The following is a 24,073-nucleotide window of genomic DNA, read 5'->3' as shown; positions in this document are numbered from 1 at the left end:
TCGAGGGCCCCGCGGGACGTCCCGCGGGGCCCTTCTCTTTGCCCGCTCCGCCAATTTTGCACTAGTGCAGAAGTTCATTGCATCTAGTGCAGCATGGCGCTACCTTTCCGGCATGACCGCACAGCCGCCCACGCCCGTGACCCTCACCGGCCGCCACGTCCGCCTGGAGCCCCTCGGCCGCCACCACCTGCCCGACCTGTGGGCCGGCGTCGGCCCCGACCCGGAGGTCTGGCGCTGGATCCCCTCCCTCCCGCCCGCGACCGAGGAGGAACTGGGCACGATCCTCGACGCCCGGCTCGCCGAGGTGGCGGCCGGGTCGGCGGTGAAGTTCGCCGTGATCGACCTCCCCAGCGGCCGGGCCGTCGGCATCACCGGCTACTACGACGTCAGGCTCGTCGACGAGGTCGTCGAGATCGGCGGCACCTGGTACGCCCGCTCGGTCTGGCGCACGCCCGTCAACACCGAGGCCAAGCTGCTGCTGCTCTCGCACGCCTTCGACGACCTGGGCATGGGCCGGGTCTACTGGAAGACGGACGCGCTCAACGAGCGCTCCCGCAAGGCGATCCTGCGCCTCGGCGCCCGGTACGAGGGCGTCCACCGCCGCGAGAAGCGGCGCGACACCGGCGTGTGGCGCGACACCGCCTACTTCTCGATGCTCGCCGACGAGTGGCCCGCCGCCCGGATCCGCCTCGTCGAGCGCCTTTCGCGCGGTGCCCAACCCTCCGTGCGCCCCCGTTCCTGAACGGCCCCCCGGGAGTTGTCCAGGGTGCCAGGCAGGAACCGCGATGGGAGTAGGAAACCGATGACCCAGCAGTGGCAGAAGTCCACCAGCAGCACCCGGGACGGCGGCGACTCCGTGGAGGTGTCCGTCAACGAACGGGGACTGATCGAGGTCCGCGAATCCGAGAGCCCCGACGCGATCATCGTCACCACCCCGCAGAAGTTCGCGCTCTGGATCGAGGGCGTGAAGCGCGGCGAATTCGACCACTTCGGCGACGGCTGACCGCACCCTCCGGTGGCCCCCCTCCCGGCGGGGGGCCACCGCTGCCGCGCGCTATTTCTTCTCGACGGCGGCGGAGGAATGGCGGACGACGAACTCGCGTTTTACGGAACGCGGTTCGCGGGGTTGGGCGTTGACCAGCCAGACCAGCCAGCCGACGAATAGCACGGCGAGCAGGAGGGCGGACAAACCGGCGACGAGCAGGCCGTTCACCGGGTGGCGGGAATGCGGTGGGCGGGGGTGAGAAGCAGCGGAAGCGGCATGACAGTCTCCGGTCGGTGATGTCGAGCGTGCCGACCATGCATCTGGTGTGTATTTACGGCTGATTGGCGGCTGTTTAGGCCACAACAAGTCAGTGACTGACGCGGGAACGACCATAGGGTCGAGGTGCAAGACTTGCTACCGAGCGGGAGAACGTTCACTCCATCGTGGGGTATCCCCCATTTCAGTAGCTAGGGCCGGGTGAGCACGGCACACTTCACCGGAAGCATCGACCCGAGCCGCGATCCGGAGAAGAGAGTCATGCCACCCCGCTTGTCGCCGACCGTGCGTCAGCAGCGCCTTGGCATCGAGCTGCGCAAGATGCGCGAACGCGTGGGCGTGACGCCCAAGAGCCTGGCCGCCACCCTGGGCACCGACCTGCCCAAGATCTCGCAGATGGAGAACGGGAAGTCCGGCATCAGCGCCGAACGGCTCCGGCTCTGGGCCCGCACCTGCCACTGCGCCGACGGCCCCTACCTCGACGCGCTGCTCGCGATGACGCAGGACCGGCGCAAGTACTGGTGGGACGGCTACCGCGGCCGGCTGCCCGGCGGGCTCATCGACATCGCGGAGATGGAGCACCACGCCGAGTCGCTGGCCATCCTGCACACCACCTTCATCCCCGGACTGCTGCAGACCTCGGCGTACGCCTCCGCGGTGTTCGCCCGGGTCCGGCCGCCGATGCCCCAGCCGGACGCCGACGCCCGCACCGCGTTCCGGATCCAGCGCCAGCGGCTGTTCACCGAACGCCCGAAGCCGTACGCCGCGTACATCCACGAATCCGCGCTGCGCATGCAGTTCGGCGGGGCGGTGGTGCTGCGCGACCAGCTGCTCGGCGTGCTGGAGGATTCCGAGCGGCCCGGGGTGGAGATCCGGACCATCCCGTTCAGCGTCGACACCTTTCCCGGGTCCGGAGAGAGCCTCTACCTCGCCCGCGGGCCCGTTCCCGAGCTCGACACCGTGCAGATCGACCTCTCGAACGGGCCGAAGTTCGTGCACACCGACACCGAACTGCAGACGTACCGACAGATCAAGGAGGAGACCGCCGCGGTCGCCCTCGGGCCGGCCGAGTCCCGGGACTTCATCCGGGCCTTACTGAAAGACTTCTCATGACTGAGTGGCGGAAGTCCTCGTCCAGCGGCGAGAGCAACGAGTGCGTCGAGATCAGAGCCGCCGACGGTCTGGTGGAGATCCGCGAGTCGGACCGCCCCGAGATCGTCGTCCGGACCACGCCGCGCAAGTGGGCCGCGTTCGTCCGCGGGGTGAAGGCCGGGGAGTTCGACCGGTACAGCGACTCCGTCGGGCCCTGAGCCACACCCGCCCCCGAGCAGCACCCGCCCCTGAGCAGCACCGCCCTTGAACCGCACCCACCCCTGAGCCCACCCCTGAGCCCGCCCCTGAGCCCGCCCCTGAGCCGCACCGTCCTCCCGGCCCGGCGGCGGTAGGCTTGGCAGCCCACAGTGGACCCCTGCGCCTGGCACAGCACTCCGGGTGGGGTGCGCGTGCGGGAGAAATCGGAGCATCCGAGGATGGCTCGGCACCTGGTCACCAGCGCCCTTCCGTACATCAACGGGATCAAGCACCTGGGCAACATGGTCGGGTCGATGCTCCCGGCGGACGTCTACTCCCGCTACCTGCGCCGGCGCGGCCACGAGGTGCTCTACATCTGCGCGACCGACGAGCACGGCACGCCCGCCGAACTGGCCGCGCAGGAGGCCGGGCTGCCCGTCGCCGAGTTCTGCGCCCAGGCGCACGACGCGCAGAAGGCGGTGTACGACGGCTTCGGGCTGTCCTTCGACCACTTCGGCCGCAGCTCCTCCCCGCAGAACCGCGAGATCACCCAGGAGATCGCCCGCGAACTCCAGCGCAACGGCTTCATCGAGGAGCGCGCGATCCGGCAGGTGTACTCCAACGCCGACGGCCGCTTCCTGCCGGACCGCTACATCGTCGGCACCTGCCCGCACTGCGGCTACGACAAGGCGCGCGGCGACCAGTGCGAGAACTGCACCCGGGTACTGGACCCGACCGACCTGCTGGAGCCGCGTTCGGCGATCAGCGGCAGCTCCGACCTGGAGGTCCGGGAGACCAGGCACCTGTTCCTGCTCCAGTCGGAGCTGACCGACGAGGTCGAGCAGTGGATCGCCGCCCACGGCGACGACTGGCCGGTGCTGGCCTCCTCGATCGCCCGCAAGTGGCTCACCGAGGGCCTCCAGGACCGCGCGATCACCCGCGACCTGGAGTGGGGCGTCCCGGTGCCGGCCGACGTCTGGCCGGAGCTGGCGGCCGAGGGCAAGGTGTTCTACGTCTGGTTCGACGCCCCGATCGAGTACATCGGCGCCACCAAGGAGTGGGCGGACGCGGCCCCGGCCGGGCAGGCCCGGGACTGGAAGTCCTGGTGGTACGAGGCCGACCACAGCGTCCGGTACACCGAGTTCATGGCCAAGGACAACGTCCCGTTCCACACCGTGATGTTCCCGGCCACGATCCTCGGCTCGCGCCGACCGTGGAAGAAGGTCGACTACGTCAAGGCCTTCAACTGGCTGACCTACTACGGCGGGAAGTTCTCCACCAGCCAGAAGCGCGGCATCTTCACCGACGTCGCCCTGGAACTGCTGCCGGCCGACTACTGGCGCTACTTCCTGATGGCGCACGCCCCCGAGTCGGACGACTCCAGCTTCACCTGGGACCTCTTCGCCTCCGTCGTCAACAAGGACCTCGCCGACACCCTCGGCAACTTCGTCAACCGGGTGCTCACCTTCAGCCGCAAGCGCTTCGGCGACGCCGTCCCGGCCGGCCACGCGCCCGGCGAGGCCGAACAGCGCCTCGGCGAGCAGATCGCCGCCCTGCTGGCCGAGTACGAGGCCCAGCTGGACGGGCTCAACTTCCGCAAGGCCGCGCAGGCTCTGCGCGCGCTGTGGAGCGCTGGCAACGCGTACCTGGACGAGAAGGCGCCCTGGCTCCAGGTGAAGACCGACCCGGACGCGGCGGCGCTGACCCTGCGCACCGCGATGAACCTGATCCAGCTGTACGCGGTGGTCTCCGAGCCGTTCATCCCGACCGCGGCGGCGGCGATGCGCGGCGCCTTCGCCCTGCCCGAGGACGCTCCGGCGGCCGGCCTGTCCTGGGTCGGCCCGGAGCAGGCGCGGGCACTGGACCTGGTGCCGGCCGGGACGGCGTTCACCGTGCCGCCGGTGCTGTTCGCCAAGATCACCGACGAGGACCTGACCGCCTGGACCACCCGCTTCGGCGGCCAGGAGGGCTGAGCCCCGGCGGGCGGCCCGGGGCCCGGGCCGCCCGCCACCCGCCTGACACCGGGGGGACTCTGACGCACCATCACCGATGGTTCGCTCAGGTCATCGGCACCCCACCGGGCGACACCGCACTGCCCCACTGACCGGCGTCGGCTCGCCGAGGCCCTGCTGTCACACGCCGGTACGCTTCCAGCCATGGATGTTGACCTGGTCACCGCCCTGCGGGCGATCGCCAACCCGACGCGCCTGCAACTGCTGGCATGGTTGCGCGAACCCGAACGCCACTTCCCCCTGGAGGAAGCGGTCGCCGACCCGCGCGAGGTCGGCGTCTGCGTCAGCCACATCCAGGCCAAGGCCGGCCTCGCCCAGTCCACCGTCTCCGCCTACCTCGCCGAACTCCAGCGCGCCGGCCTCGTCCGCGCCACCCGCATCGGCAAGTGGACCCACTACCGCCGCGACGAGGCCCGCATCGCCGCCCTCATCACCGCTCTCGGCCACACCCTGTAGGCCCCTGCCTGTAGGCCTCTGCTGCGGCCGGGGCGGTTGCGGCCGTCAGCCGGCCTTGCGGGCGGTGTGGACGGTCATGGCCGAGAGGAAGAAGGCGTCCGGGCGGTTCAGGATGCCGGTGGGGGTGTCCTCGGCAAGGAGGGCGTCGAGGGTGGTGCGGTCCTCCGGGGCGAGGTTGTCGGCGAGCTGGTCGCGCAGACGGGCGAGTTGGGTGTGGAGGTGCTCGCGGGCGGGGCGGGCGAGCGGGGCCGGGTGGTCGATCAGGAAGGTGCGGGTGCCGCTGGGGGTCAGGCCGGAGCGGGTGAGCATGGCCGGCCAGTCCTCCACCTCTTCGATGGCGCCGGGCAGTTCGGCGCGCATGGTGCTGAAGCCGTCCTCGTGCACGGCGTCGAGCCGGGCCTGGAAGCCGGGCCGGCCGAGGCCGAAGTCGCGCGGCAGGTAGCGCAGCGGCAGGCCGCGTTCGGCGACGGCCAGCAGGCCGCCGGGCCGGAGCGTCGCGGCGAGGGAGGTCAGGGCGGCCTGCTGGTCGCCGAGGTGGTGGATCGCGTTGCCGGACCAGATCAGGTCGGCCTCGCCGAGCTTGCCGAACTCGGCGGGCAGGTCGGCCTGCTGGGTGCTCAGACGGCCGCCGGAGCGGGCTCGGGCGCGCTCCAGCAGGGCGGCCGACTGATCGACGGCGACCGTCTCGGCCTCGGGGAAGGCGTCCGCGAGCAGTCCGGCGATCACCCCGGGCCCGCTGCCGACGTCGAGGACCCGCCGCACCCCGCCGGGCTCGGCGTGCAGGGACCGCAGCCACTGCGCGGCCCCGGTGATGGCGGGGGCGCGCAGTTCGGCCTCCCGCTCCAGGTGGGCGGCGAGGGCGTCCCAGTCGAAGTCGGCGGCGGGGACGTCGCCGTGGTGGTGCCCGTGCTGGTGGCCCTGGCCGTGCTGGTGCTGGTGCTGGTGTTCGGACATCATGGGTTCTCCGATCGCGGATGACGGAAGGTCGGACGGGTGACGCCGGTCGAACGGGTGACGCGGGCGGATGGGTGACGCCGGACGAAGGTGCCGGGGGAGCTTCCCCCGTTCAGGCGGGAACGGCGGCGCCGGACGCGCGGTGTTCGGCGACCGCCTGTCCGATCTCCTCCGCGACGAGGTCGTGGTCGAGGTCGAACGCCGCCGCAGCGCCCATCCCGGCGGCGACGACGGCCTGCGCCCGCGGGTCGGCGACGTTGCCGACCGCCCAGACGCCGGGGACGCTGGTGCGGCCGGCCCGGTCGGTGGTGACCCAGCCGTTCTCGTCCCGGGCGCATTCCAGGCCGAACAGCAGCGCGTCCCGGGGCACCGGCTGCGGGAAGACGAACACGGCCTCGCGCGGCACCACCCGGCCGTCGGCGAGTTCCACGCCGCGCAGCCGGTCGGCGTCCGTCACCAGCTGGGTGATCCGGCCTTCGACGACCCGGACGCCGCGGGCGGCGAGCCGCTCCCGCTCGGCCCCGGTCGGCGTGAGGGTGTGCGTGATCAGGACGACGTCCGCGGACCACTGCCGGAGCAGCAGCGCCTGGTCGACCGCGCCCGGGCCGGTACCGAGCACGCCGAGCGGGCGGTCGCGGACCTCGTAGCCGTGGCAGTACGGGCAGTGCAGCACGTCGCGGCCCCAGCGTTCGAGCAGGCCCGGGAGCTCCGGGAGCCCGTCGCGCAGACCCGTGGCGACGACCACCCGGCGTGCGTGCAGCACGGGGCCGCCCGCCAGGTGGACGGCGAAGCCCGTCCCCGCGCCTTCGGCGTCCGCGACGCCCTCGACGTGGTCGGCCCGGGCGTCGATCAGGTCGACCCCGTAGCCGGCGACCTCCGCCCGGCCGACCTCCAGCAGCACCGCCGGGGGCATGCCGTCCCGGCTCAGGTACCCGTGCATGTGGGCGGCGGGGGCGTTGCGCGGCTGGCCCGCGTCCACCACCGCCACCCGGCGCCGGGCCCGGCCCAGCACCAGCGCGGCGCTCAGCCCGGCCACACCCGCGCCGACCACCACCGCGTCGTAGTCGTCCCGGGGGGCCGTCGGCCCTGCCGTCCTCATCGTGTCGCCCATGGCGCTCACCTCCACCGCCAGGCTGCGACCGGACCGGCCGTATCGGCAAGCTTTGTTGCCGTTTCCGCAAACGACGCACCCCGACCGGCCACCGCCCGCCCGCTCCGCGCCACGGGCCCGGACTCCCCCCGGTGGACGGGGATCCGGACCGACCCTTGCCATGGAGTGCACTCCAACTCCTAGCCTCTGACGCACCACCGACCCACCACCAGGGGGAGCAGCACCATGCGATACCGCGTCCTCGGCGGCACCGGCATCGAAGTGAGCACCTACTGCCTCGGCACGATGATGCTCGGCTCCGTCGGCAACCCCGACCACGACGACTGCGCCCGGATCATCAACACCGCGCTCGACCGGGGCATCAACTTCGTGGACACCGCCGACATGTACTCGGCCGGCGAGTCCGAGGAGATCGTCGGCAGGACGCTGGCCGCCCGCGGCGACCGCGACGAGATCGTGCTCGCCACCAAGGGGCACTTCCCGATGGGCGAGGGCCGCGGCCGCGGCGGCAACTCCCGGCGCTGGATCCTCCGGGCGGTCGAGGACAGCCTGCGCCGGCTGCGCACCGACCGGATCGACCTCTACCAGATCCACCGGCCGGACCACACCACCGACGTCGAGGAGACCCTGTCCGTCCTCGGCGACCTCGTCCGGTCCGGCAAGATCCGCGCCTTCGGCTGCTCCACCTTCCCCGCCGAACAGATCGTCGACGCGCACCACGTCGCCGAACGCCGCGCCCTGCCGCGCTTCCGCACCGAGCAGCCGCCGTACTCGCTGCTCGCCCGCGGCGTGGAGCGCGACGTGCTGCCCGTCGTCCAGCGGCTCGGCATGGGCGCACTGACCTGGGGCCCGCTCGCCTCCGGCTTCCTCACCGGCCGCTACCGCAAGGACCGCCCGGCCGACCTGACCACCGGCCGCCCGACCATCAACCCGGGCCGCTTCGACCCGACGCTGCCCACCACCGCGGCCAAGCTGGAGGCCGTCGAGGCCTTCACCGCCCTCGCCGGGGACCTCGGCCGCACCCTCCCCGAACTGGCCGTGGCCTTCCCGCTGGCGCACCCCGCCGTCACCTCGGTGATCCTCGGCCCGCGCACCCACGACCAGCTGGAGGCCGCCCTCAAGGGCGCCGACCTGGTCCTCGATGACGCCACCCTGGACCGCATCGACGCCATCGTCCCGCCCGGCACCGACGTCTACCACCCCGACGGCGTCTGGCAGCCCCCGTCCGTCACCACCCCCGCCCTCCGCCGCCGCCCCACCGCGGACCGCCCGGCCGGATAGCCGAACCGGTCTCCCCCGCCAGTGCGACACGGTGCATTACGGCGCGATACACTTGCCCCATGAAGACCATCACGCAGCGCGAACTCGCAGCGCGGTCCAAGGCCGTGCTCGACGATGTCGAAGCCGGCGAGATCTACCACATCACTCGCAACGGCACCGAGATCGCCGAAGTCCGGCCGATCAGCAGTCGCCGCCGATTCGTCCCCGTCGAGGAACTCCAGCGAAAGTGGCGGAACGCGCCGGCGGTCGACGCGACGCAGATGCGCGCGGAAGCCGACGCCTTCTACGGCGATGAGGACCGGATCGGCGGCGACGACCCGTGGGAGCGGAAGTGACCGAGCGACGCCGACGCGGACTGCTCGACACCTGCGTCGTGATCGATCTGCCGCAGATCGATCCACAGCTCCTGCCAGCCGATGCCGCGCTGTCGTCCATCGTGCTGGCCGAACTCGCCCAGGGCGTCGCCATGGCCAAGGACCCGGTGCAGATGATGGCCAGGGCCCAGCGACTCGCGGACGTGGAGGCGGAGTTCGCCGCCCTCCCCTTCGACCGCGAGGCAGCTCGGCGGTTCGGCACCCTGGTCGCCCTCACGATCCAGGCCAGGCGGGACCCCCGCCCCCGCCGCATGGACCTGATGATCGCGGCGACCGCGGCCGCCCACGGCCTGCCGCTCTACACGCGGAACGCGGGCGACTTCGTCGGCCTGGAGCAGGGCGTCGACGTCATCCCCGTGTGACGAACGGCCCCGCTCCAGTGGTGCCGCCGCCACTTCCGGACGGGTCGCCGCCACCGGCCGCCCGCGGGGAGCCGGCTACTCCCTCGGGGCGGCGAAGCAGTGGACCACGACCGTGCGGTCGGCGGCCCACTGCTGTTCGCCACTGCCGAGCCAGGTCCAGCCGAGGCGGCGGTAGCAGGCGTTCGCCGGGGCCGCGGTGGCGAGGACGTCGAGGACGGGGTGGAGGCCGAGCGCCCGCGCGTGCGCCACGGCGGACGCCACCAGCTGTGCGCCGATCCGGTGGCCGCGCGCCGTGGGGGCGACGTAGAGCCGGCCGATCACGGCGGTGAGTTCCGGGCGGCCGCCGGTGCGGCGGCTCCACAGACCGGGGGCGACGTCTCCGGGGGCACTGCGGGAGAGGCCCACGTGGCCGGCCGGGCGGCCGTCCAGTTCGGCGACCCAGGCGGCGAGCAGGCCCCCGGGGGTGAGCCAGGCGGCGGGGCGGTCGGGCCAGTCGGCGGGGTAGCCGTCGGTGGCGTGGACGTCGCCGAGCACCCGGACGCAGTCGGCGAGGTCGGTGACGCGGCGCCGTCGGACGGACACCCCTGCCCCGGCCTGCCGCGAGCCGGACGCGACGACGTTGGCGCGTTCTTCAAGGTCAGCCATGCCGGTACGTTACCGGCCGGGCCCCACCGCCGCAGCAGGTCGGCGACCCCGGTCGGATCCTCGCCGCCACCGCCGACCGTCGGCCGACGCTCCATCAGCCGAACGCGGCCGGGCGCGCCCAGGCGCTCGGGCGGGCCGTCAGGCGATCGCGGCCGACACCACCGCCGCGACCGCGATGTTGCAGCTGGCCGAGACCCAGACCGCCGGGTGCGGCTCCGGCTCGACCAGGATCGCGCCGAGCCTGCCGGGCGTCAGCAGGTCCACCGCCCAGAAGGCGACGGCCATCAGCACCAGCCCGAGCAGGCCGTAGCAGGCGGTCGAGACCAGGCCCTTGGCGAAGTCCGCGTAGGTGTACATGATCGCGGTGAAGACGATGCCGCCGATGCCCAGCAGCGCGGAGCTGAGCAGCACGGCGGCGTTGCGGTTGCGCTCGACCCAGATCTGGTGGCCGAGCCTGCCGGGCGTCAACAGGTCCACCAGGCCGACGCCGAGGAGCAGCAGCACCACCCCGAGGGCTCCGTAGGCCGCTGCCGCGCCGAGCCCGTGCAGGATGTCGTTCATCGTGGTCCCAGCCCCCGGTCCGCTCGCCGATCCCCGACCGGCCTGGTCAAGGGTTGGCAAAAGATACCCCACCGGGGCGGGCGGCGGACCGGGGAGCAGGACCCCTGACGTCAGTGGGGATCAGTGTTCCTCGTGCACCAGGTGGTCGACGCAGGCGGCGATCGCGAGCAGCAGGCCGGTGTCGGCGCCGTCGGCGATCTCCACGCCGTAGGTGTCCCGGATCCGGAACCACTTGCGGGAGATCCGGGCGAGGTCGTCGCCGTGGTGGTTCTCGATCCGGTAGTCCTTGTCGATCAGGTTGCCGTGGATCTTCAGCTCGCCGCCGGACGCCAGCTCCACCAGGTACTTGTCGCGGAACGGGGTGAACAGCTTCTCCCGGACGGTCGCGATCACCTCGCCGTCGGCGTCCTCGATCTTCATCGCGTCGCGGACGGTGAACGCCTTCTCCTTCACCACCGCGACCACCCGCCCGTGCGCGTCCTTCAGCTCGAAGGTGTGCCGCAGCCGCAACACCTTGCCGTCCACCAGGTACGCCTTGTGGCCCCGGTCGTCCTCGATCCAGTAGTCGTCTCCGACCGCGAACAGCTTCTCCCTGACCAGGTACCGCACAGCGGCCTCCTCCGTGTCGACGTGACCCCCATTCGACCCGATCCCCCCACCCGCCGGGAAGCACCGCCACACACGGGCGTTCAATGGCGGCATGCGTCCCGACCCCGCCGCCCCGCTGCACAGCGAGCGCCTCGACCTCCTCCCGATCGGCCCCGAGCACGCCGAGGAGCTGGCCGCCGCCCTCGCCGACCCCGCCCTGCACGCCTTCACCGGCGGCTCCCCGGCCACCGCCGACGACCTGCGCGTCCGCTACGCCCGGCTCGCCGCCGGCTCCCCCGACCCCGCCGAGACCTGGGGCAACTGGGCGCTGCGGCTGCGCGCCGACGGCCGCCTCACCGGCTACGTCCAGACCACCGTCCGCCCCGGGGCCGCCGAACTCGCCTGGGTGGTCGGCACCCCCTGGCAGGGCCGCGGCCTGGCCACCGAGGCCGCCCGCGCCCTGCTCTCCCACCTCGCCGCCACCGGCGTCAGCACCGTCACCGCCCACATCCACCCCGACCACCACGCCTCCGCCGCCGTCGCCCGGGCCCTCGGCCTCACCCCCACCGGCGAGCAGCAGGACGGCGAGACCCGCTGGCAGGCGGAACTCCCCCGGCCCTGACCCGGCCCTGACCCGGACCCGGCCCGGACCCGGCCCTGGCGCCCTCAGTCCTCCTCGCCCGGCGCCGGATGCGGGTTGATGGCCTGCCCGTCGATCGGCTGCCCCCAGTCGTCGTCGCCCTCGGCCCCCACGCAGTACCCGGAGCCCTCCACCCACCCCCCGGCGTCCTGGCACTGCTCCGCGGTGACGTCACGCGGACCGGGCCGGGCGGCCGCCGCCGAGCCGGCGCCGGCACCGGTGGCGAGCAGGACAGCGGTCGCGACCGTCAGGGCCGACCGGAGCAGGGGTGAGGTGATCATGCGGCCAACGACAGCACGACCCCCGGCCCCCACCCCGCCGACACGCCCACCACCCCCGACCGCGCCCCCACCACGACCGCCGCCCCGGAATGCCGCCCGACCACGATGCGGTTGGATACAGGCATGGCATCTCGTGCACGTGTACGCGCCCCCGAGCTGGTCGGGGCAGGCGGTTGGCTGAACACCGGTGGAAAGGAGCTGACGCTCGCCGACTTCCGGGGCAAGATCACCGTCCTGGACTTCTGGACGTTCTGCTGCATCAACTGTCTGCATGTCCTGGACGAGCTGCGGGAGTTGGAGGAGAAGCACCGGGACACCGTGGTGATCGTCGGGGTGCACTCGCCGAAGTTCGTGCACGAGGCGGACCACCAGGCCGTGGTGGACGCGGTCGCCCGGTACGAGGTGCACCACCCGGTGCTGGACGATCCGGCGCTGGCGACGTGGAAGCAGTACGCCGTGCGGGCCTGGCCGACGCTGGTGGTGATCGACCCGGAGGGGTACGTGGTCGCCCAGCACGCGGGCGAGGGCCACGCGCACGCGATCGCGCGGCTGGTGGAGGAGTTGGAGGCCGAGCACGCGGCGAAGGGCACGCTGCGCCGCGGCGACGGCCCGTACGTGGCGCCGGAGCCGACCGCGGGGGACCTCAAGTTCCCGGGCAAGGCGGTCCGGCTGCCCGACGGGCACTTCCTGGTCGCCGACTCCGGCCACCACTCGCTGGTGGAACTGGCCGAGGACGGCGAGACGGTGGTCCGCCGGATCGGCGACGGGCAGCGCGGCCTGGTGGACGGCACCAGCCCCCGGTTCAGCGAGCCGCAGGGGCTGGCACTGCTGCCGGAGGGCTCGGACTACGACGTGATCGTGGCCGACACCGTCAACCACGCGCTGCGCGGGGTGCGGCTGGCGGACGGCTCCGTGACCACGCTGGCGGGCACCGGCCGCCAGTGGTGGCAGGGTTCGGCGACCGAGGGCCCGGCCCGCGAGGTGGACCTCTCCTCGCCCTGGGACGTCGCCTGGTTCGACGGCCGGGTGTGGATCGCGATGGCCGGCGTGCACCAGCTGTGGGCGTACGACCCGGCCGCCGACACGGTCGGCGTCGCGGCCGGCACCACCAACGAGGGCCTGGTGGACGGGCCCGTCGGTGAGGCCTGGTTCGCCCAGCCGTCCGGTCTGGCGGTCTCGGCGGACGGCGAGCGGCTGTGGGTGGCCGACTCGGAGACCTCCTCGATCCGTTGGCTCAGCCGATCGGAGGGGGCACGTGGAACCGGGACGGTCCACACCGCCGTCGGCACCGGCCTCTTCGACTTCGGCCACCGGGACGGCCCGGCCGCGCAGGCGCTGCTCCAGCACCCGCTGGGCGTCACCGTGCTGCCGGACGGCTCGGTGGCGGTCAGCGACACCTACAACCACGCGCTGCGCCGCTTCGACCCGGCGAGCGGCGAGGTCACCACGCTGGCCACCGACCTGCGCGAGCCGTCCGGCGCGGTCCTGGTGGACGGGGACATCGTGGTCGTCGAGTCGGCCCGGCACCGGCTGACCAGGCTGCGGCTGCCGGAGGAGGCGGTGCGGGTCGAGTCGGTCGCGCACCGCACCCGGCGGGCGGCCACCGAGGTCGCGCCGGGCGCGCTCCGGCTGGACGTGGTGTTCTCGGCGCCGAGCGGCCAGAAGCTGGACGAGCGGTACGGCCCGTCCACCCGACTGCTGGTCAGCGCGACCCCGCCCGAGCTGCTGGTCTCCGGAGCGGGCGCGGACAGCGACCTGTCGCGCGAGCTGGTCCTCTCCGAGGAGGTCGCCGAGGGCGTGCTGCACGTCTCGGCGATGGCCGCGTCCTGCGACGACGATCCGGAGATCGAGTTCCCGGCCTGCCACGTGCACCAGCAGGACTGGGGCGTGCCGGTGAAGCTGGTCGCCGACGGCGCGCGCCGGCTGCCGCTGGTGCTCGCCGGCCTGGAGTAGCCCGTCCGGCGTGGAAGGGGCCCGGCGGAGCGTACTCCGCCGGGCCCCTTCGCCGTTGAGGGGGGATCAGCCCTCCAGGAACGCCTTGATCGCGCTGGCCAGCAGGTACGGGTCCTCGGCGCCGCACAGTTCGCGCGCCGAGTGCATGGACAGCGCCGCGATGCCGCAGTCCACCGTCTTGATGCCGAGGCGCGCCGCGGTGATCGGGCCGATGGTGGTGCCGCAGGGCATCGCGTTGTTGGACACGAAGGACTGCCACGGCACGCCGGCCTTCTCGCAGGCGGCCGCGAACACCGCCCGGCCGACGCCGTCGGTCGCGTAGCGGTTGTTGACGTTGACCTTGAGGATCGGCCCGCCGTTCGGCAGCGGGTGGTGGCCCGGCTCGTGCCGCTCGGCGTAGTTCGGGTGGACGGCGTGACCCATGTCCGAGGAGAGGCAGATCGTCCCGGCCAGCGCCCGGGCGCGGTCCTCCGGGGTGCCGCCGCGCGCGTGGACGGTGCGGTCGAGGACGTTGCCGAGCAGCGGGCTCTGCGCGCCGGTGTCCGACTCGCTGCCGGTCTCCTCGTGGTCGAAGGCGGCCAGCACCGGGATGTACGGCAGGTCGGCGGCGTCCTCGGCGGAGGCGACGGCGGCCAGCGCGGCGGTGGCGGCGTGGACGGACAGCAGGTTGTCCAGGCGCGGGCCGGCCAGCAGCTCGCGGTCGCGGCCCAGGTAGGCGGCCGGCTGGACATCGTGCGTCATCAGGTCCCAGCCGGCCACGTCGGCGGCGTCCACGCCCGCGCGCTCGGCGACGTACGAGATCAGCGAGCCCTCGTCGACCGGGCCGAGGCCCCAGATCGGGGTGAGGTGGCGCTGCTTGTCGAGCTTCATGCCGTCGTTGACCTGGCGGTCCAGGTGGATCGCGAGCTGCGGCACCCGCAGCAGCGGCTCGTCCAGCTGGACGAGCCGCGAGCTGCCGTCCTTCAGCGCGAGGCGGCCGGAGAGCCCGAGGTCACGGTCCAGCCAGGTGTTCAGCGGGACACCGCCGTAGATCTCCACGGCGACCTGGCGCCAGCCGGCCGAGCCGGTGTCCGGCACCGGCTTGACCCGCAGGTTCGGCGAGTCGGTGTGGGTACCGACCACCCGGAACGGGGTCTCGGGGCGGGCGCTCTCCGGCAGGTACCAGGCGATCAGGGCGCCGCCCCGGATCAGGTAACGGCCGCCGGCGGCGCCGTCCCAGACGTCGGTCTCGGCGACCTGCCGGAAGCCTGCCTTCTCCAGCCGCTCGGCGGCGCTCGCGACCGCGTGGTACGGGGACGGCGAGGTGCCGAGGAACGCGATCAGATCGTCGCTGTGCGTCCGGTCGAAGAATGCCTGGCGGGCGGCGGCGGTCGACATACTGCTCCTGAGTCGAGGGAGGGCTGAAGCCGGATGGGGAGTCGGCTTCGCACCTTGAGCATATGCCCGTACACGGACAGGGAATTCGGAACCTCCCAACGGATGCAGAACGAGGACACAACCGTGAAGTGACGCCGCGCCGAACTCCGTACACCCAGAGATCCGCGCCGGTCGCGGACGGTCATCGCCATGCCGGGCCCGGCGCCTGAGGCCCCCGAACAACGGGTGCGAAATGGGCGAACTCGGCGACGGGTGCGGGGCGGACGGGCCGCAACGTCGAAGGGCCCGGCGGGAGCCGGGCCCTTCGACGTGAGGGTGCTGTCAGGCGGTCGGAGAGGTGTCACGCCCCTCGCGGCGCCCCTGGGGGCACCGCGGCGGGTGACGGGTGGGGCGAGGGCCTCAGAAGGCCTCCTCCGCCAGGTCCATGATCTCGTTGTCGATGCCCTCGGCGATCAGCCGCTGCGGGGCGACGGTCGGCAGGACGTTCTTGGCGAAGAAGCGGGCCGCCGCGACCTTGCCCTGGTAGAACGGGACGTCCTTCTCCGAGGCGCCGGCCTCCAGCTTGGCCAGCGCCACCGCGGCCTGACGCAGCAGCAGCCAGCCGACGACGACGTCGCCGGAGACGAGCAGCAGGCGGGTGGTGTTGAGGCCCACCTTGTACATGTTCTTGACGTCCTGCTCGACCGAGGTGAGGTCGGCCAGCAGCTTGCCCACGATGGCGTCCAGATCGCCGACGGCCTTGGCGAGCAGCTCGCGCTCGGCGGCCAGGGCGTCGCCGCCCTCGGCCGCGCCGAGGAACTTCTGGATCTGCTCGGACAGCGCGGTGAGCGCCTGGCCGCCGTCCTTGACGATCTTGCGGAAGAAGAAGTCCTGGCCCTGGATCGCGGTGGTGCCCTCGTAGAGGGTGTCGATCTTGGCGTCCCGGATGTACTGCTCGATCGGGTACTCCTGCAAGTAGCCGGAGCCACCGAAGGTCTGCAGGGACTGGGCGAGCTGCTCGTAGGACTTCTCGGAGCCGTAGCCCTTGACGATCGGCAGCAGCAGGTCGTTGAGGCGCTCGGCGGCCTCGTCGCGCTCGCCGCGCAGGCCGGCGGCCACCATGTCGTCCTGGACGGACGCGGTGAACAGGACCAGCGCGCGCATGCCCTCGGCGTAGGCCTTCTGGGTGAGCAGCGAGCGGCGCACGTCCGGGTGGTGGGTGATGGTGACGCGGGGGGCGGTCTTGTCCAGGAACTGCGAGATGTCGGCGCCCTGCACGCGCTCCTTGGCGTACTCCAGGGCGTTCAGGTAGCCGGTGGAGAGGGTGGCGATGGCCTTCGTGCCGACCATCATCCGGGCGAACTCGATGATCTTGAACATCTGGCGGATGCCGTCGACCTTCTCGCCGAGCAGCCAGCCCTTGGCCGGGTGCTTGGCGCCGAAGGTCATCTCGCAGGTGTTCGAGGCCTTGAGGCCCATCTTGTGCTCGACGTTGGTGGCGTAGGCGCCGTTGCGCTCGCCCAGCTCGCCCGTCTCCCAGTCGAAGTCGAACTTGGGGACGATGTACAGGCCCAGGCCCTTGGTGCCGGGCTTGCCGCCCTCGGGGCGCGCCAGCACCAGGTGGATGATGTTCTCGGACATGTCGTGCTCGCCCGAGGTGATGAAGCGCTTCACACCCTCGATGTGCCAGGAGCCGTCCTCCTGCTTGATCGCCTTGGTGCGGCCGGCGCCCACGTCCGAGCCCGCGTCGGGCTCGGTGAGGACCATGGTGGCGCCCCAGAGGCGGTCGGTCATCCGCTGGGCGACCTTCTTCTGCTCCTCGGTGCCCTCGTCGTGGACGACGCCGGCGAAGGCGGGGCCGGAGGAGTACATCCAGATGGCCGGGTTGGAGCCCAGGACCTGCTCGGCGTAGGCCCAGATCAGGGAGGACGGGGTGACCTGGCCGCCGATCGCCTCCGGGATGCCCAGACGCCACCACTCGGCGTCCATGTAGGTCTGGTAGCTCTTCCTGAAGGTGGCCGGGACCGGCGCGGTGTTGGTCTCGGGGTCGAAGACCGGCGGGTTGCGGTCGGTGTCGGTGAAGGACGCGGCGAGGTCGTTCTCGGCGAGGCGCGAGATCTCGCTCAGGATGTTCTTCGCGGTCTCGACGTCCATGTCCGCGAACGGTCCGGAGCCGTAGACCTGCTCGCGACCGAACACCTCGAAGAGGTTGAACTCCACGTCCCGCAGGTTGGACTTGTAGTGACCCATGGCCGTTTTCTCCGGTTCGTCGCTTCCGGGAGACCGCCGCGTTCGGGCGCCCCGTACCCACCAGTACGCATCATGATGCTACCCAGCGGTAACTTGGGCAAGCCCCTGGCGGTGAATCCGCTATGAACGTGGTCACGTCCCACAAGTCGGGACGACCAGTCCTTGTCAGGATCGACGCCCGCACGGGCGGGTGCGCTCCCGATAGCCTGTCCGTGTGTACGGATATGACCAGAACGCATACCCGGGCGACCCCTACCAGCAGCAGGCGGGTCCGCAGCCGGGCATGAACGGCATGCCCGGCCCCGACGCCTACGGCGCGCAGTCGCAGGCGTCCCAGCAGTCCCTCTACCCCGAACCCTCCCCGCCGTCGCTGGCGGACGCCGTCCGGGCGTTCACCACGGGCTCGATGGCGGTCGAGGACTTCCAGGCCATCTTCATCACCTCGAAGGTGCACTGCCCGCGCGGCGAGCGGCCCGGCTTCCTGGCGCTGCACAACACGCCGACGCCGGTGATCCCGATGTTCAGCTCGCTGAAGGAGCTGCGCCGCTACGCCGGCAAGGACTCCAAGCACTTCACCGTCACCGGCGCCGAGGTCCTGGACCTGCTGCCGACCGGCTACGGCTTCGCGCTGGACATGGAGGGCGAGCACCGGATGGTGTTCGACGCCAAGGCGGTCGAGCAGATGGTCGACTTCACCATGCGCCGCATGTACGGCTGACCCATCCTGGAGGAGGAGCCCCGCGCTCCTTCGTCGCCATATGGTTCAACTTTCAACTTGCTTGTTGTTGAGAATTGAACTAACCTCGTGGACGTAGGCCAGAGGAACCCCCCGAAGGAGGCCGACATGCCCGCCGTGACCGTCGACAACCCGCTGACCCTGCCGCGCGTCGCCACCCCGGACCCCGCCGCCACCAGCGCCCGGCCGGTCCTCACCGTCGCGACCGCACCCGAGGGCTTCGAAGGCGAGGGCTTCCCGGTCCGCCGCGCCTTCGCCAAGATCAACACCAAGTACCTCGACCCGTTCATCATGATGGACCAGATGGGCGAGGTGGAGTACGCCGCCGGCGAGCCCAAGGGCACGCCCTGGCACCCGCACCGCGGCTTCGAGACGGTCACCTACCTGATCGACGGCGAGTTCATCCACAAGGACTCGCACGGCGGCGGCGGCCACCTCGGCGGCGGCGACACCCAGTGGATGACGGCCGGCTCGGGCATCCTGCACATCGAGACCCCGCCGGAGTCGCTGGTGGCCACCGGCGGCCTGTTCCACGGCATCCAGCTGTGGGTCAACCTCCCGGCCTCCGACAAGATGGCCGCCCCGCGCTACCAGGACATCCACGGCGGCCACGTCAAGCTGCTCTCCACCCCGGACGGCGGCGCGATCCTGCGGCTGATCGCGGGCGAGCTGGACGGCCACCGGGGCCCGGGCGTCACCCACACGCCGATAACCCTGCTGCACGCCAGCATCACCCCGGGCGCGCAGGTCACCCTGCCGTGGCGGCCGGACTTCAACGCGCTCGCCTACGTCCTCAACGGCGACGGCACCGTCGGCGCCGAGGGCCGCCCGGTCCACACCGGGCAGGCGGCCGTGTTCGGCGAGGGCGACACCATCACCATCACCGCCGACACCAAGCAGGACTCCCGCCACCCCAACCTGGACGTGATCCTGCTCGGCGGGCAGCCGATCCGCGAACCGGTCGCCTGGTACGGGCCGTTCGTGATGAACAGCCACCGCGAACTGGAGCAGGCCATGCGGGACTTCCAGTCCGGCCGGTTCGGCCACCCGATCGACTGACGGCACCATCCCGGGCGGCCGCACCGCCCTCGGTGACGGCACCAGCTCGGTGACCGCACCGCCCCCGGCGCCTCGGCCGTCTACGCGCTACAGCAGCGCGTAGACGGCCGAGGCGTCGTCGTGCGCCTTGCCGCGCGGCCAGCGCTCGCAGGCGGCGTCCGCCCGCTCGACCTCGCGGACCTGCGCGATCAGTTCGCCCGGACCGGACTCGGCGAGCAGCCGCAGCGCGTCCGCCCAACTCCCCAGCCCGAAGCGCTCGGTGAAGCGCGAGGCGCCGTCGGTGAGCGCGGCCAGCGCGTGCAGCCGCTCCAGCCGGACGAAGCCGGTCTCCGCGTGCCCGGCCGCCTTCGGGCTGGCCGCGGCGATCCACGGACCGTTGCCCCGGTTGCGGGCGGACCGGACGGCCAGCGCGTACTCCAGATGCAGCGCGGCCCGCTCGGCCGAGCCGGGGACGGTCGCCCAGACCTGCCGGCGCAGTTCCTCCCCACCGGGGAAGCGCTGGTTGTCCCCGATCACCTTCGGCGGTCCGTCCTTGTACTCCAGCACCAGCAGCGAGTCGCCGAGCACCAGGTACTCCAGCGACTCGCCGTGCCGGCGGGCCGCCACCACCATGGCCGCGGGGGTGTTGGGGTGGCCCAGGTCGCAGCGGCCGCCGTGCAGCGCGGCCGTCTCCACGATGGCGTCGGCCAGGCACTCGGCGATCGAGCGGTCCACCCGGTCGGTGAGCCGGGCGAGCAGGTGCACGCCCAACCGGCGGACGTACCAGGCGGTTCCGTGCCGGCACCCGGACTCCAGGCCGGCCGGCGAACTCGCACCGTCCAGCAGTACCAGCGCCTCCGGCGAGGCCGCCGCGAAGTCCTCGCTCTCGCGGTCCGGCCGCCGTGCTTCCCCTGCGAGCTGTAGCTGCATCCCGACAGTGTGGCCGCCGCCCCCGGCCCGCGCCCAGACCCCTGCGCCGGTGTGGCGCGGGCCGGTCCCCGCCGCCCGGTGGCAGCCGGGGCAATCCGGTCATACCGTCGAATAGCGACCGGACAATTCGGCCAATCAGGGCCTGTCAGGTTTGGGATCACCTTCGGGTGTCCGGGCGGCCCGGGACTGACGAGGAGCAGGAGATGTTCTGGGAGTTCATCGTGCTAGTGGCCGCCTCGACCGGCTTTCCGACCGCCGCGCTGCTCTTCCTGATCGGCGGGCCGCGCTTCCCCGACGAACAGCGCGGCGGCCGGCACGCCTGACGCCAGGCCTGCGCCCGCCCGCACCCGAAAGCTTCAGGCCTTCCAGGCCGGGTCACGCCCGAGCAGGGCCAGCGCGCGGTCGAACCGGCCGCCCGCCGCACCCGGTTCGAGGCGCGGCGCGAACGCCTTGCCCGGCACCCGGTTCTCCGGCGCGGCCGGGACGGCCCCGGCGACCGCCAGCAGGGTCGCCGCCAGCGCCTCGTCGCCGTCCACGACGGCGGTGAACGGGGCCTGGACACCGAGCGCGGCCGCGACGTCCCAGCCGTGCACCAGGGTGTCGAGCAGGTGGAAGCCGACCGCGTGCGCCAGCGGGAAGGGGCCGCCGTGCTGGATCTCCGGCAGCCAGACCTCGCGCCCGGCCGCCACGGCCTCGCGGAACGCCTCGGTGAGCTCGGCGCCCGTGCGGCGGAAGGCGCCCGCCGGGTCGTCGCCGACCGGGGCGTCGGCCCAGAGCGCGAGGTCGGGCCCGGCGCCGCGGGCGGCCGCGGCGAAGCCCTGGTGCTGGCCGACGATGTGCTCCATCAGCCGGCGCAGCGTCCAGCCCGCGCACGGGCTCGGCAGCTCCAGCTGGTCCGACCGCAGACCGTCCACCACTTCGGCGGCCAACTCCAGGGACCGGGCGTGCAGTTCGACGAGCTCTCCGGCACGGCTCATGCGGCGCTGACCTCCTGACCGGCCGACAGGAAGCCGATCGCGTTGTCGATGACGGTGGGCTCGGCGACGATCCGGCGGTGGCCGAGCCCTCGGGTGACCAGTAGTTCCAGCCGGTCACCGTACGCGGCTTTCAGGCGCCGCGCGTGCGATATTCCGACCACGTCGTCGCCCTCGTCGTGCGCCACCAGGATCGGCGGCGACACCTCCTCGGGCCGGTGCGCGGCGTCGAAGCGCCGCCACGGGTCCTCGGTGCCGGCGAACAGCTCGTGCTCGATCCGGTGCCGCAGGTCCCGCTCGATCACCGGGCCGAGGCCGAGCCCGGCGCAGAACGCGCCCGGCAGGTAGGCGAATTCGCTGACCCCGGCGAGCGCGACCAGCCGCCCGGCCCGGACCCCCTCGCGCAGCGCCAGGAACGCCCCGGCCACACCCAGCGAGTGCGCCACGATCGCCTCGAACCCGCCGTAGCCGTCCTGGAGCTGCCCGGCGATGGCGCGGTACTCCAGCACCGTGGTGGCCCGGCCGCCGGAGTCGCCGTGGCCTGGCGCGTCGAAGGCGACCGGGCTCAGCCCGAGCGCGCGCAGCCGGGGCACGTAGGGGGCGAAGCGCGAGGCGCGGGAGCGCCAGCCGTGCATCAGCAGCACCGGCCGGGCGCCGTCGCCCCAGCGGTAGACGACGACGTCCTTGCCGTTCACGGTGATCCGCTCGACGGCGGCCTGCCGGTGGGTCTCCCGCTCGGCGGGGCGGACGGCGCTGCGCCGCAGCGGACGCTGGAACAGCTCGTACGCGGCGCGGCCGGCCAGCCGGGGCGCCAGGTGCGAGGTGGTGTTGAGGGCGGTGCGAACCAGTGCGAGGGCCGGGTCCATGCGGTCTCCCTGTCGGTGCGGACGGGCGTGCCGGGGTGCGGGGCCGTACTGGGCCCGGATATTAGCACGACCGTTCGTGCAGTTTCATGGGCGGGAAGTCCGCCGCCCGCCCCCCGGGCTACCCTGGCGGCACGCACCGCGACGGCGACGGCGACGACGAGAACTGAGGTGGCCGATGGCCGGATCGACCACGGACGGACGGGTCCTGCGCGGCGAGGAGACCCGCCGGGCGGTGCTGCACCGCGCCGTCGCGATCGCCTCCGTCGAAGGCCTCGGCGCGCTCTCCATCGGTCGCCTCGCCACCGACCTCGGGCTCAGCAAGAGCGGCGTGTTCGCCGGCTTCGGCTCCAAGGAGGAGCTCCAGCTCGCCACCGTCCGCGCCGCCCGCCGCATCTTCGCCGACGCCGTCGTCGCCCCGGTCGCCGACACCCCGCCCGGCCTCGCCCGGGCCCGCGCCCTCTGCGAGAGCTGGCTCGCCTACTCCCGGGCCCGGGTCTTCCCCGGCGGCTGCTTCTTCTACGAGGTCACCGCCGAGTTCGACGCCCGCCCCGGCGCCGTCCGGGACGCCCTCGCCGACTGCGCCCGCGAGTGGCGCCAGGTGATCGCCGACGCCCTCGCCGAGGCCCGCGCCACCGGCGGCCTGCGGCCCGGCACCGACCTCGACGACCTCGCCTTCGCCCTGATCGCCCTCCTGGAGACGGCCAACTCGCAGGCCGTGCTGCACGACGAGGACACCCCCTACCAGCGGGCCGGCCGCCTCCTGCTGCGCCTGCTGCGCGCCGAGGCCACCGACCCGGCCGACCCGGCGCTCGCCTAGCAGGCTCCTAGGCTTTTCCGCCCAGCGCCCCTTCCAGGAAAGCCGCCTGGGCCAGCAGCCGCTCGTCGCCGCCCGCCGCGCCCACCACCTGGAGGCCCAGCGGCAACCCCTCCGCCGTCCGTCCGGCCGGCAGGCTCAGCGCGGGCAGGCCCAGGTAGCTCCACGGCAGCGACATCACCGCGTCCCCGGTGGTGTGCAGGCCCTCCGGCGCCCCGCCGGTCGCCGACGGCGCCAGCCACAGGTCCACTCCGACCTCGGCGGTCGCCCGGGCGACCCGCTCGCGCAACCGCTCCCGGGCCTGGAGCGCGGCCGCCCGGTCCTCTGCCGCGACGCCCTGGCCGACCCGGATGCTCGCCGCCGTCTCCGGCCGGTACAGGCCGCCGAACCGGGCGAACCAGTCGGCGTGGCCGCGGGCCAGCTCGAAGCGGTTGATCGTCTGCAATTGCCGGGTGATCCCGGCGAAGTCCGGGAACAGCGGCACCCGGCGCACCGTCAGGCCGGCCTGCGCCAGGCGCTCCAGGCTCTCCTCGAAGACGCGCAGCGCCGCCGGCTCGGCCCGCTCCAGGTACGCGCCGTCCGGGACCCCGAGCACCGGCCGGCCCCCGGCCGCCGGCCCGCCGCGCCAGTCGTCGCCCCGCCAGTCGTCGCAGAGCAGTGCAGCCGCCAGGGCCGCCCCGGCCAGGTCGGCCGTGAACACCCCCAGGGTGTCGAAGCTCGGCGCGTTCGGGATCACCCCGGCCATCGGGATCCGCCCGTACGTGGGCCGGAAGCCCACCACCCCGCAGTACGCGGCCGGCCGGATCACCGATCCCACCGTCTGGGTGCCGACCGCCAGCGGCACCAGCCCCGCCGCGACCGCCGCCGCCGACCCGCTGCTGGAGCCGCCCGGGGTGTGCCCGGGATGGTGCGGGTTGCGGGTCGGTCCTGGCGCGCTCGCCGCGAACTCGGCGGTCACCGTCTTGCCGGCGACCAGCGCCCCGGCCGCCCGCAGCCGGTCCACCACCACGGCCTGCGGCCCCGCCAGGACCCCCGGCGGCAGCGCCGAACCGCCGTGCGTGGGCAGCCCGTCCACGTGCACGATGTCCTTGACCCCCACCGTCACCCCGTACAGCGGCGGCCGCCCGGCCGGCTCGGGGTACCGCGCGGCCAGCGCCCGCGCCTGCGCGCGCAGCCGCTCGTGCCGCCCCGGCTCCGGGACGAACGCGTGGATCAACGGATCCACCCGCTCGACCAGCCCGCAGAACCGGTCGACGTGCTCGGACAGGCCCGGTACGCCGGACCGCAGCCCGGCGGCCTCACGGGTCAACGACCGTGGCCGGGCGAGGGGTTGCTCCATG

The 24,073-nt window shown here is 73.0% G+C and carries 27 protein-coding genes; 14 read left to right on the top strand and 13 right to left on the bottom strand.

Annotated elements, in window-relative coordinates; translation table 11 throughout:
• Window positions 1-112 precede the first annotated feature (112 nt).
• Both AB0P03_RS07795 and AB0P03_RS07790 read left to right on the top strand, forming a co-directional pair.
• On the top strand, window positions 113-742 hold the full coding sequence (locus AB0P03_RS07795; protein WP_363628066.1) for a GNAT family protein: 630 nt from the start codon (window positions 113-115) through the stop codon (window positions 740-742).
• Window positions 743-802: 60 nt separating this feature from the next.
• Window positions 803-1,003, top strand: a complete 201-nt coding sequence (locus tag AB0P03_RS07790; protein ID WP_350880617.1) for a DUF397 domain-containing protein — start codon at window positions 803-805, stop codon at window positions 1,001-1,003.
• Between the two features lie 51 nt (window positions 1,004-1,054).
• Here the strand turns inward: AB0P03_RS07790 and AB0P03_RS07785 are convergent, their stop codons facing one another.
• Window positions 1,055-1,213, bottom strand: a complete 159-nt coding sequence (locus AB0P03_RS07785) for a hypothetical protein (RefSeq protein ID WP_350880619.1) — start codon at window positions 1,211-1,213, stop codon at window positions 1,055-1,057.
• A gap of 309 nt (window positions 1,214-1,522) precedes the next feature.
• On the opposite strand from AB0P03_RS07785, the gene AB0P03_RS07780 reads away from it, so the two are divergent.
• The 4 genes from AB0P03_RS07780 to AB0P03_RS07765 all read left to right on the top strand — a co-directional run bounded on the left by AB0P03_RS07780 (window position 1,523) and on the right by AB0P03_RS07765 (window position 5,019).
• Window positions 1,523-2,374 (top strand): helix-turn-helix transcriptional regulator, encoded by an 852-nt coding sequence (locus AB0P03_RS07780; RefSeq protein ID WP_363628065.1) that lies wholly within the window; start codon window positions 1,523-1,525, stop codon window positions 2,372-2,374.
• Complete coding sequence (locus AB0P03_RS07775) at window positions 2,371-2,571, top strand: DUF397 domain-containing protein (protein ID WP_063348346.1); 201 nt, start codon at window positions 2,371-2,373, stop codon at window positions 2,569-2,571. Before AB0P03_RS07780 ends, AB0P03_RS07775 begins: the two co-directional genes overlap by 4 nt.
• Before the next feature lie 219 nt (window positions 2,572-2,790).
• Complete coding sequence (metG, locus tag AB0P03_RS07770) at window positions 2,791-4,524, top strand: methionine--tRNA ligase (RefSeq protein ID WP_363628064.1); 1,734 nt, start codon at window positions 2,791-2,793, stop codon at window positions 4,522-4,524.
• A 183-nt stretch (window positions 4,525-4,707) separates the two neighbouring features.
• Entirely contained in the window at window positions 4,708-5,019 is a 312-nt protein-coding gene (locus AB0P03_RS07765) for a metalloregulator ArsR/SmtB family transcription factor (RefSeq protein WP_063348348.1), read from the top strand.
• A 45-nt stretch (window positions 5,020-5,064) separates the two neighbouring features.
• On the opposite strand, the gene AB0P03_RS07760 is transcribed toward AB0P03_RS07765, so the two are convergent.
• Both AB0P03_RS07760 and AB0P03_RS07755 read right to left on the bottom strand, forming a co-directional pair.
• Complete coding sequence (locus AB0P03_RS07760) at window positions 5,065-5,976, bottom strand: class I SAM-dependent methyltransferase (protein ID WP_363628063.1); 912 nt, start codon at window positions 5,974-5,976, stop codon at window positions 5,065-5,067.
• 109 nt (window positions 5,977-6,085) lie between these two features.
• A complete protein-coding gene (locus tag AB0P03_RS07755) occupies window positions 6,086-7,084 on the bottom strand; it encodes an NAD(P)/FAD-dependent oxidoreductase (protein WP_363628062.1) in 999 nt (332 codons plus the stop codon).
• A 225-nt stretch (window positions 7,085-7,309) separates the two neighbouring features.
• Between AB0P03_RS07755 and AB0P03_RS07750 the strand changes: the two genes are divergently transcribed.
• Genes AB0P03_RS07750 through AB0P03_RS07740 form a run of 3 tightly spaced genes read left to right on the top strand, consistent with a single transcriptional unit; the run spans window position 7,310 to window position 9,101 of the window.
• Window positions 7,310-8,365 carry an aldo/keto reductase gene (locus tag AB0P03_RS07750; RefSeq protein ID WP_363621211.1) on the top strand — a complete coding sequence of 352 codons (1,056 nt, stop codon included), beginning with the start codon at window positions 7,310-7,312 and terminating at the stop codon, window positions 8,363-8,365.
• Window positions 8,366-8,424: 59 nt separating this feature from the next.
• Entirely contained in the window at window positions 8,425-8,700 is a 276-nt protein-coding gene (locus tag AB0P03_RS07745; protein ID WP_363621209.1) for a PhdYeFM domain-containing protein, read from the top strand.
• The gene (locus AB0P03_RS07740; RefSeq protein WP_363581432.1) at window positions 8,697-9,101 is read left to right on the top strand and encodes a PIN domain-containing protein; all 405 of its coding nucleotides are present in this window, start codon (window positions 8,697-8,699) and stop codon (window positions 9,099-9,101) included. Before AB0P03_RS07745 ends, AB0P03_RS07740 begins: the two co-directional genes overlap by 4 nt.
• Before the next feature lie 75 nt (window positions 9,102-9,176).
• Here AB0P03_RS07740 and AB0P03_RS07735 read toward each other — a convergent pair whose 3' ends face one another.
• The 3 genes from AB0P03_RS07735 to AB0P03_RS07725 all read right to left on the bottom strand — a co-directional run bounded on the left by AB0P03_RS07735 (window position 9,177) and on the right by AB0P03_RS07725 (window position 10,916).
• Complete coding sequence (locus tag AB0P03_RS07735; protein ID WP_363581434.1) at window positions 9,177-9,746, bottom strand: GNAT family N-acetyltransferase; 570 nt, start codon at window positions 9,744-9,746, stop codon at window positions 9,177-9,179.
• Between the two features lie 138 nt (window positions 9,747-9,884).
• Window positions 9,885-10,307: a DUF350 domain-containing protein gene (locus tag AB0P03_RS07730; RefSeq protein ID WP_363581436.1), complete on the bottom strand. Its 423-nt coding sequence runs from the start codon at window positions 10,305-10,307 to the stop codon at window positions 9,885-9,887.
• A 120-nt stretch (window positions 10,308-10,427) separates the two neighbouring features.
• Entirely contained in the window at window positions 10,428-10,916 is a 489-nt protein-coding gene (locus AB0P03_RS07725) for an LURP-one-related family protein (RefSeq protein ID WP_363581438.1), read from the bottom strand.
• 91 nt (window positions 10,917-11,007) lie between these two features.
• Here AB0P03_RS07725 and AB0P03_RS07720 point away from each other — a divergent pair, with 91 nt between their 5' ends.
• Entirely contained in the window at window positions 11,008-11,517 is a 510-nt protein-coding gene (locus tag AB0P03_RS07720) for a GNAT family N-acetyltransferase (protein WP_363621203.1), read from the top strand.
• 44 nt (window positions 11,518-11,561) lie between these two features.
• On the opposite strand, the gene AB0P03_RS07715 is transcribed toward AB0P03_RS07720, so the two are convergent.
• Window positions 11,562-11,816, bottom strand: coding sequence for a hypothetical protein (locus tag AB0P03_RS07715; RefSeq protein WP_363628061.1), 255 nt, complete (start codon window positions 11,814-11,816; stop codon window positions 11,562-11,564).
• A gap of 123 nt (window positions 11,817-11,939) precedes the next feature.
• Between AB0P03_RS07715 and AB0P03_RS07710 the strand changes: the two genes are divergently transcribed.
• Window positions 11,940-13,769: an NHL domain-containing thioredoxin family protein gene (locus tag AB0P03_RS07710; RefSeq protein ID WP_363581444.1), complete on the top strand. Its 1,830-nt coding sequence runs from the start codon at window positions 11,940-11,942 to the stop codon at window positions 13,767-13,769.
• Between the two features lie 66 nt (window positions 13,770-13,835).
• Here the strand turns inward: AB0P03_RS07710 and AB0P03_RS07705 are convergent, their stop codons facing one another.
• Together AB0P03_RS07705 and AB0P03_RS07700 are read right to left on the bottom strand one after the other, a co-directional pair.
• Entirely contained in the window at window positions 13,836-15,146 is a 1,311-nt protein-coding gene (locus AB0P03_RS07705; RefSeq protein WP_363581446.1) for a M18 family aminopeptidase, read from the bottom strand.
• A gap of 399 nt (window positions 15,147-15,545) precedes the next feature.
• Window positions 15,546-17,375 (bottom strand): acyl-CoA dehydrogenase, encoded by a 1,830-nt coding sequence (locus tag AB0P03_RS07700; protein ID WP_363581448.1) that lies wholly within the window; start codon window positions 17,373-17,375, stop codon window positions 15,546-15,548.
• 283 nt (window positions 17,376-17,658) lie between these two features.
• Here AB0P03_RS07700 and AB0P03_RS07695 point away from each other — a divergent pair, with 283 nt between their 5' ends.
• Complete coding sequence (locus AB0P03_RS07695) at window positions 17,659-18,093, top strand: SseB family protein (protein ID WP_107452894.1); 435 nt, start codon at window positions 17,659-17,661, stop codon at window positions 18,091-18,093.
• 126 nt (window positions 18,094-18,219) lie between these two features.
• A complete protein-coding gene (locus tag AB0P03_RS07690) occupies window positions 18,220-19,170 on the top strand; it encodes a pirin family protein (RefSeq protein WP_363581450.1) in 951 nt (316 codons plus the stop codon).
• 87 nt (window positions 19,171-19,257) lie between these two features.
• Here the strand turns inward: AB0P03_RS07690 and AB0P03_RS07685 are convergent, their stop codons facing one another.
• The 3 genes from AB0P03_RS07685 to AB0P03_RS07675 form a co-directional block, all read right to left on the bottom strand.
• Window positions 19,258-20,079, bottom strand: a complete 822-nt coding sequence (locus tag AB0P03_RS07685; RefSeq protein WP_363581452.1) for an integrase — start codon at window positions 20,077-20,079, stop codon at window positions 19,258-19,260.
• Between the two features lie 356 nt (window positions 20,080-20,435).
• Window positions 20,436-21,056 (bottom strand): TIGR03086 family metal-binding protein, encoded by a 621-nt coding sequence (locus AB0P03_RS07680; protein WP_363581454.1) that lies wholly within the window; start codon window positions 21,054-21,056, stop codon window positions 20,436-20,438.
• Window positions 21,053-21,919: an alpha/beta hydrolase gene (locus tag AB0P03_RS07675; RefSeq protein ID WP_363581456.1), complete on the bottom strand. Its 867-nt coding sequence runs from the start codon at window positions 21,917-21,919 to the stop codon at window positions 21,053-21,055. Before AB0P03_RS07675 ends, AB0P03_RS07680 begins: the two co-directional genes overlap by 4 nt.
• A gap of 175 nt (window positions 21,920-22,094) precedes the next feature.
• Here AB0P03_RS07675 and AB0P03_RS07670 point away from each other — a divergent pair, with 175 nt between their 5' ends.
• A complete protein-coding gene (locus AB0P03_RS07670; RefSeq protein ID WP_363581458.1) occupies window positions 22,095-22,736 on the top strand; it encodes a TetR/AcrR family transcriptional regulator in 642 nt (213 codons plus the stop codon).
• A 7-nt stretch (window positions 22,737-22,743) separates the two neighbouring features.
• Here the strand turns inward: AB0P03_RS07670 and AB0P03_RS07665 are convergent, their stop codons facing one another.
• On the bottom strand, window positions 22,744-24,072 hold the full coding sequence (locus AB0P03_RS07665; RefSeq protein ID WP_363628060.1) for an amidase: 1,329 nt from the start codon (window positions 24,070-24,072) through the stop codon (window positions 22,744-22,746).
• Window position 24,073 lies beyond the last annotated feature (1 nt).

The organism is Kitasatospora sp. NPDC088779 (assembly GCF_040685395.1).
Taxonomy (GTDB): Bacteria; Actinomycetota; Actinomycetes; order Streptomycetales; family Streptomycetaceae; genus Kitasatospora.
This window is presented reverse-complemented; position numbering and strand designations above follow the sequence as displayed.

Bases quoted from the DNA above. Each gene is read 5' to 3' on its own strand.
- AB0P03_RS07795 (WP_363628066.1), top strand. From the start codon at position 113: ATGACCGCACAGCCGCCCACGCCCGTGACCCTCACCGGCCGCCACGTC.
- AB0P03_RS07790 (WP_350880617.1), top strand. From the start codon at position 803: ATGACCCAGCAGTGGCAGAAGTCCACCAGCAGCACCCGGGACGGCGGC.
- AB0P03_RS07780 (WP_363628065.1), top strand. From the start codon at position 1,523: ATGCCACCCCGCTTGTCGCCGACCGTGCGTCAGCAGCGCCTTGGCATC.
- AB0P03_RS07775 (WP_063348346.1), top strand. From the start codon at position 2,371: ATGACTGAGTGGCGGAAGTCCTCGTCCAGCGGCGAGAGCAACGAGTGC.
- metG (WP_363628064.1), top strand. From the start codon at position 2,791: ATGGCTCGGCACCTGGTCACCAGCGCCCTTCCGTACATCAACGGGATC.
- AB0P03_RS07765 (WP_063348348.1), top strand. From the start codon at position 4,708: ATGGATGTTGACCTGGTCACCGCCCTGCGGGCGATCGCCAACCCGACG.
- AB0P03_RS07760 (WP_363628063.1), bottom strand. From the start codon at position 5,976: ATGATGTCCGAACACCAGCACCAGCACCAGCACGGCCAGGGCCACCAG.
- AB0P03_RS07755 (WP_363628062.1), bottom strand. From the start codon at position 7,084: ATGGGCGACACGATGAGGACGGCAGGGCCGACGGCCCCCCGGGACGAC.
- AB0P03_RS07750 (WP_363621211.1), top strand. From the start codon at position 7,310: ATGCGATACCGCGTCCTCGGCGGCACCGGCATCGAAGTGAGCACCTAC.
- AB0P03_RS07745 (WP_363621209.1), top strand. From the start codon at position 8,425: ATGAAGACCATCACGCAGCGCGAACTCGCAGCGCGGTCCAAGGCCGTG.
- AB0P03_RS07735 (WP_363581434.1), bottom strand. From the start codon at position 9,746: ATGGCTGACCTTGAAGAACGCGCCAACGTCGTCGCGTCCGGCTCGCGG.
- AB0P03_RS07730 (WP_363581436.1), bottom strand. From the start codon at position 10,307: ATGAACGACATCCTGCACGGGCTCGGCGCGGCAGCGGCCTACGGAGCC.
- AB0P03_RS07720 (WP_363621203.1), top strand. From the start codon at position 11,008: ATGCGTCCCGACCCCGCCGCCCCGCTGCACAGCGAGCGCCTCGACCTC.
- AB0P03_RS07715 (WP_363628061.1), bottom strand. From the start codon at position 11,816: ATGATCACCTCACCCCTGCTCCGGTCGGCCCTGACGGTCGCGACCGCT.
- AB0P03_RS07710 (WP_363581444.1), top strand. From the start codon at position 11,940: ATGGCATCTCGTGCACGTGTACGCGCCCCCGAGCTGGTCGGGGCAGGC.
- AB0P03_RS07705 (WP_363581446.1), bottom strand. From the start codon at position 15,146: ATGTCGACCGCCGCCGCCCGCCAGGCATTCTTCGACCGGACGCACAGC.
- AB0P03_RS07700 (WP_363581448.1), bottom strand. From the start codon at position 17,375: ATGGGTCACTACAAGTCCAACCTGCGGGACGTGGAGTTCAACCTCTTC.
- AB0P03_RS07695 (WP_107452894.1), top strand. From the start codon at position 17,659: ATGAACGGCATGCCCGGCCCCGACGCCTACGGCGCGCAGTCGCAGGCG.
- AB0P03_RS07690 (WP_363581450.1), top strand. From the start codon at position 18,220: ATGCCCGCCGTGACCGTCGACAACCCGCTGACCCTGCCGCGCGTCGCC.
- AB0P03_RS07685 (WP_363581452.1), bottom strand. From the start codon at position 20,079: ATGCAGCTACAGCTCGCAGGGGAAGCACGGCGGCCGGACCGCGAGAGC.
- AB0P03_RS07680 (WP_363581454.1), bottom strand. From the start codon at position 21,056: ATGAGCCGTGCCGGAGAGCTCGTCGAACTGCACGCCCGGTCCCTGGAG.
- AB0P03_RS07675 (WP_363581456.1), bottom strand. From the start codon at position 21,919: ATGGACCCGGCCCTCGCACTGGTTCGCACCGCCCTCAACACCACCTCG.
- AB0P03_RS07670 (WP_363581458.1), top strand. From the start codon at position 22,095: ATGGCCGGATCGACCACGGACGGACGGGTCCTGCGCGGCGAGGAGACC.
- AB0P03_RS07665 (WP_363628060.1), bottom strand. From the start codon at position 24,072: ATGGAGCAACCCCTCGCCCGGCCACGGTCGTTGACCCGTGAGGCCGCC.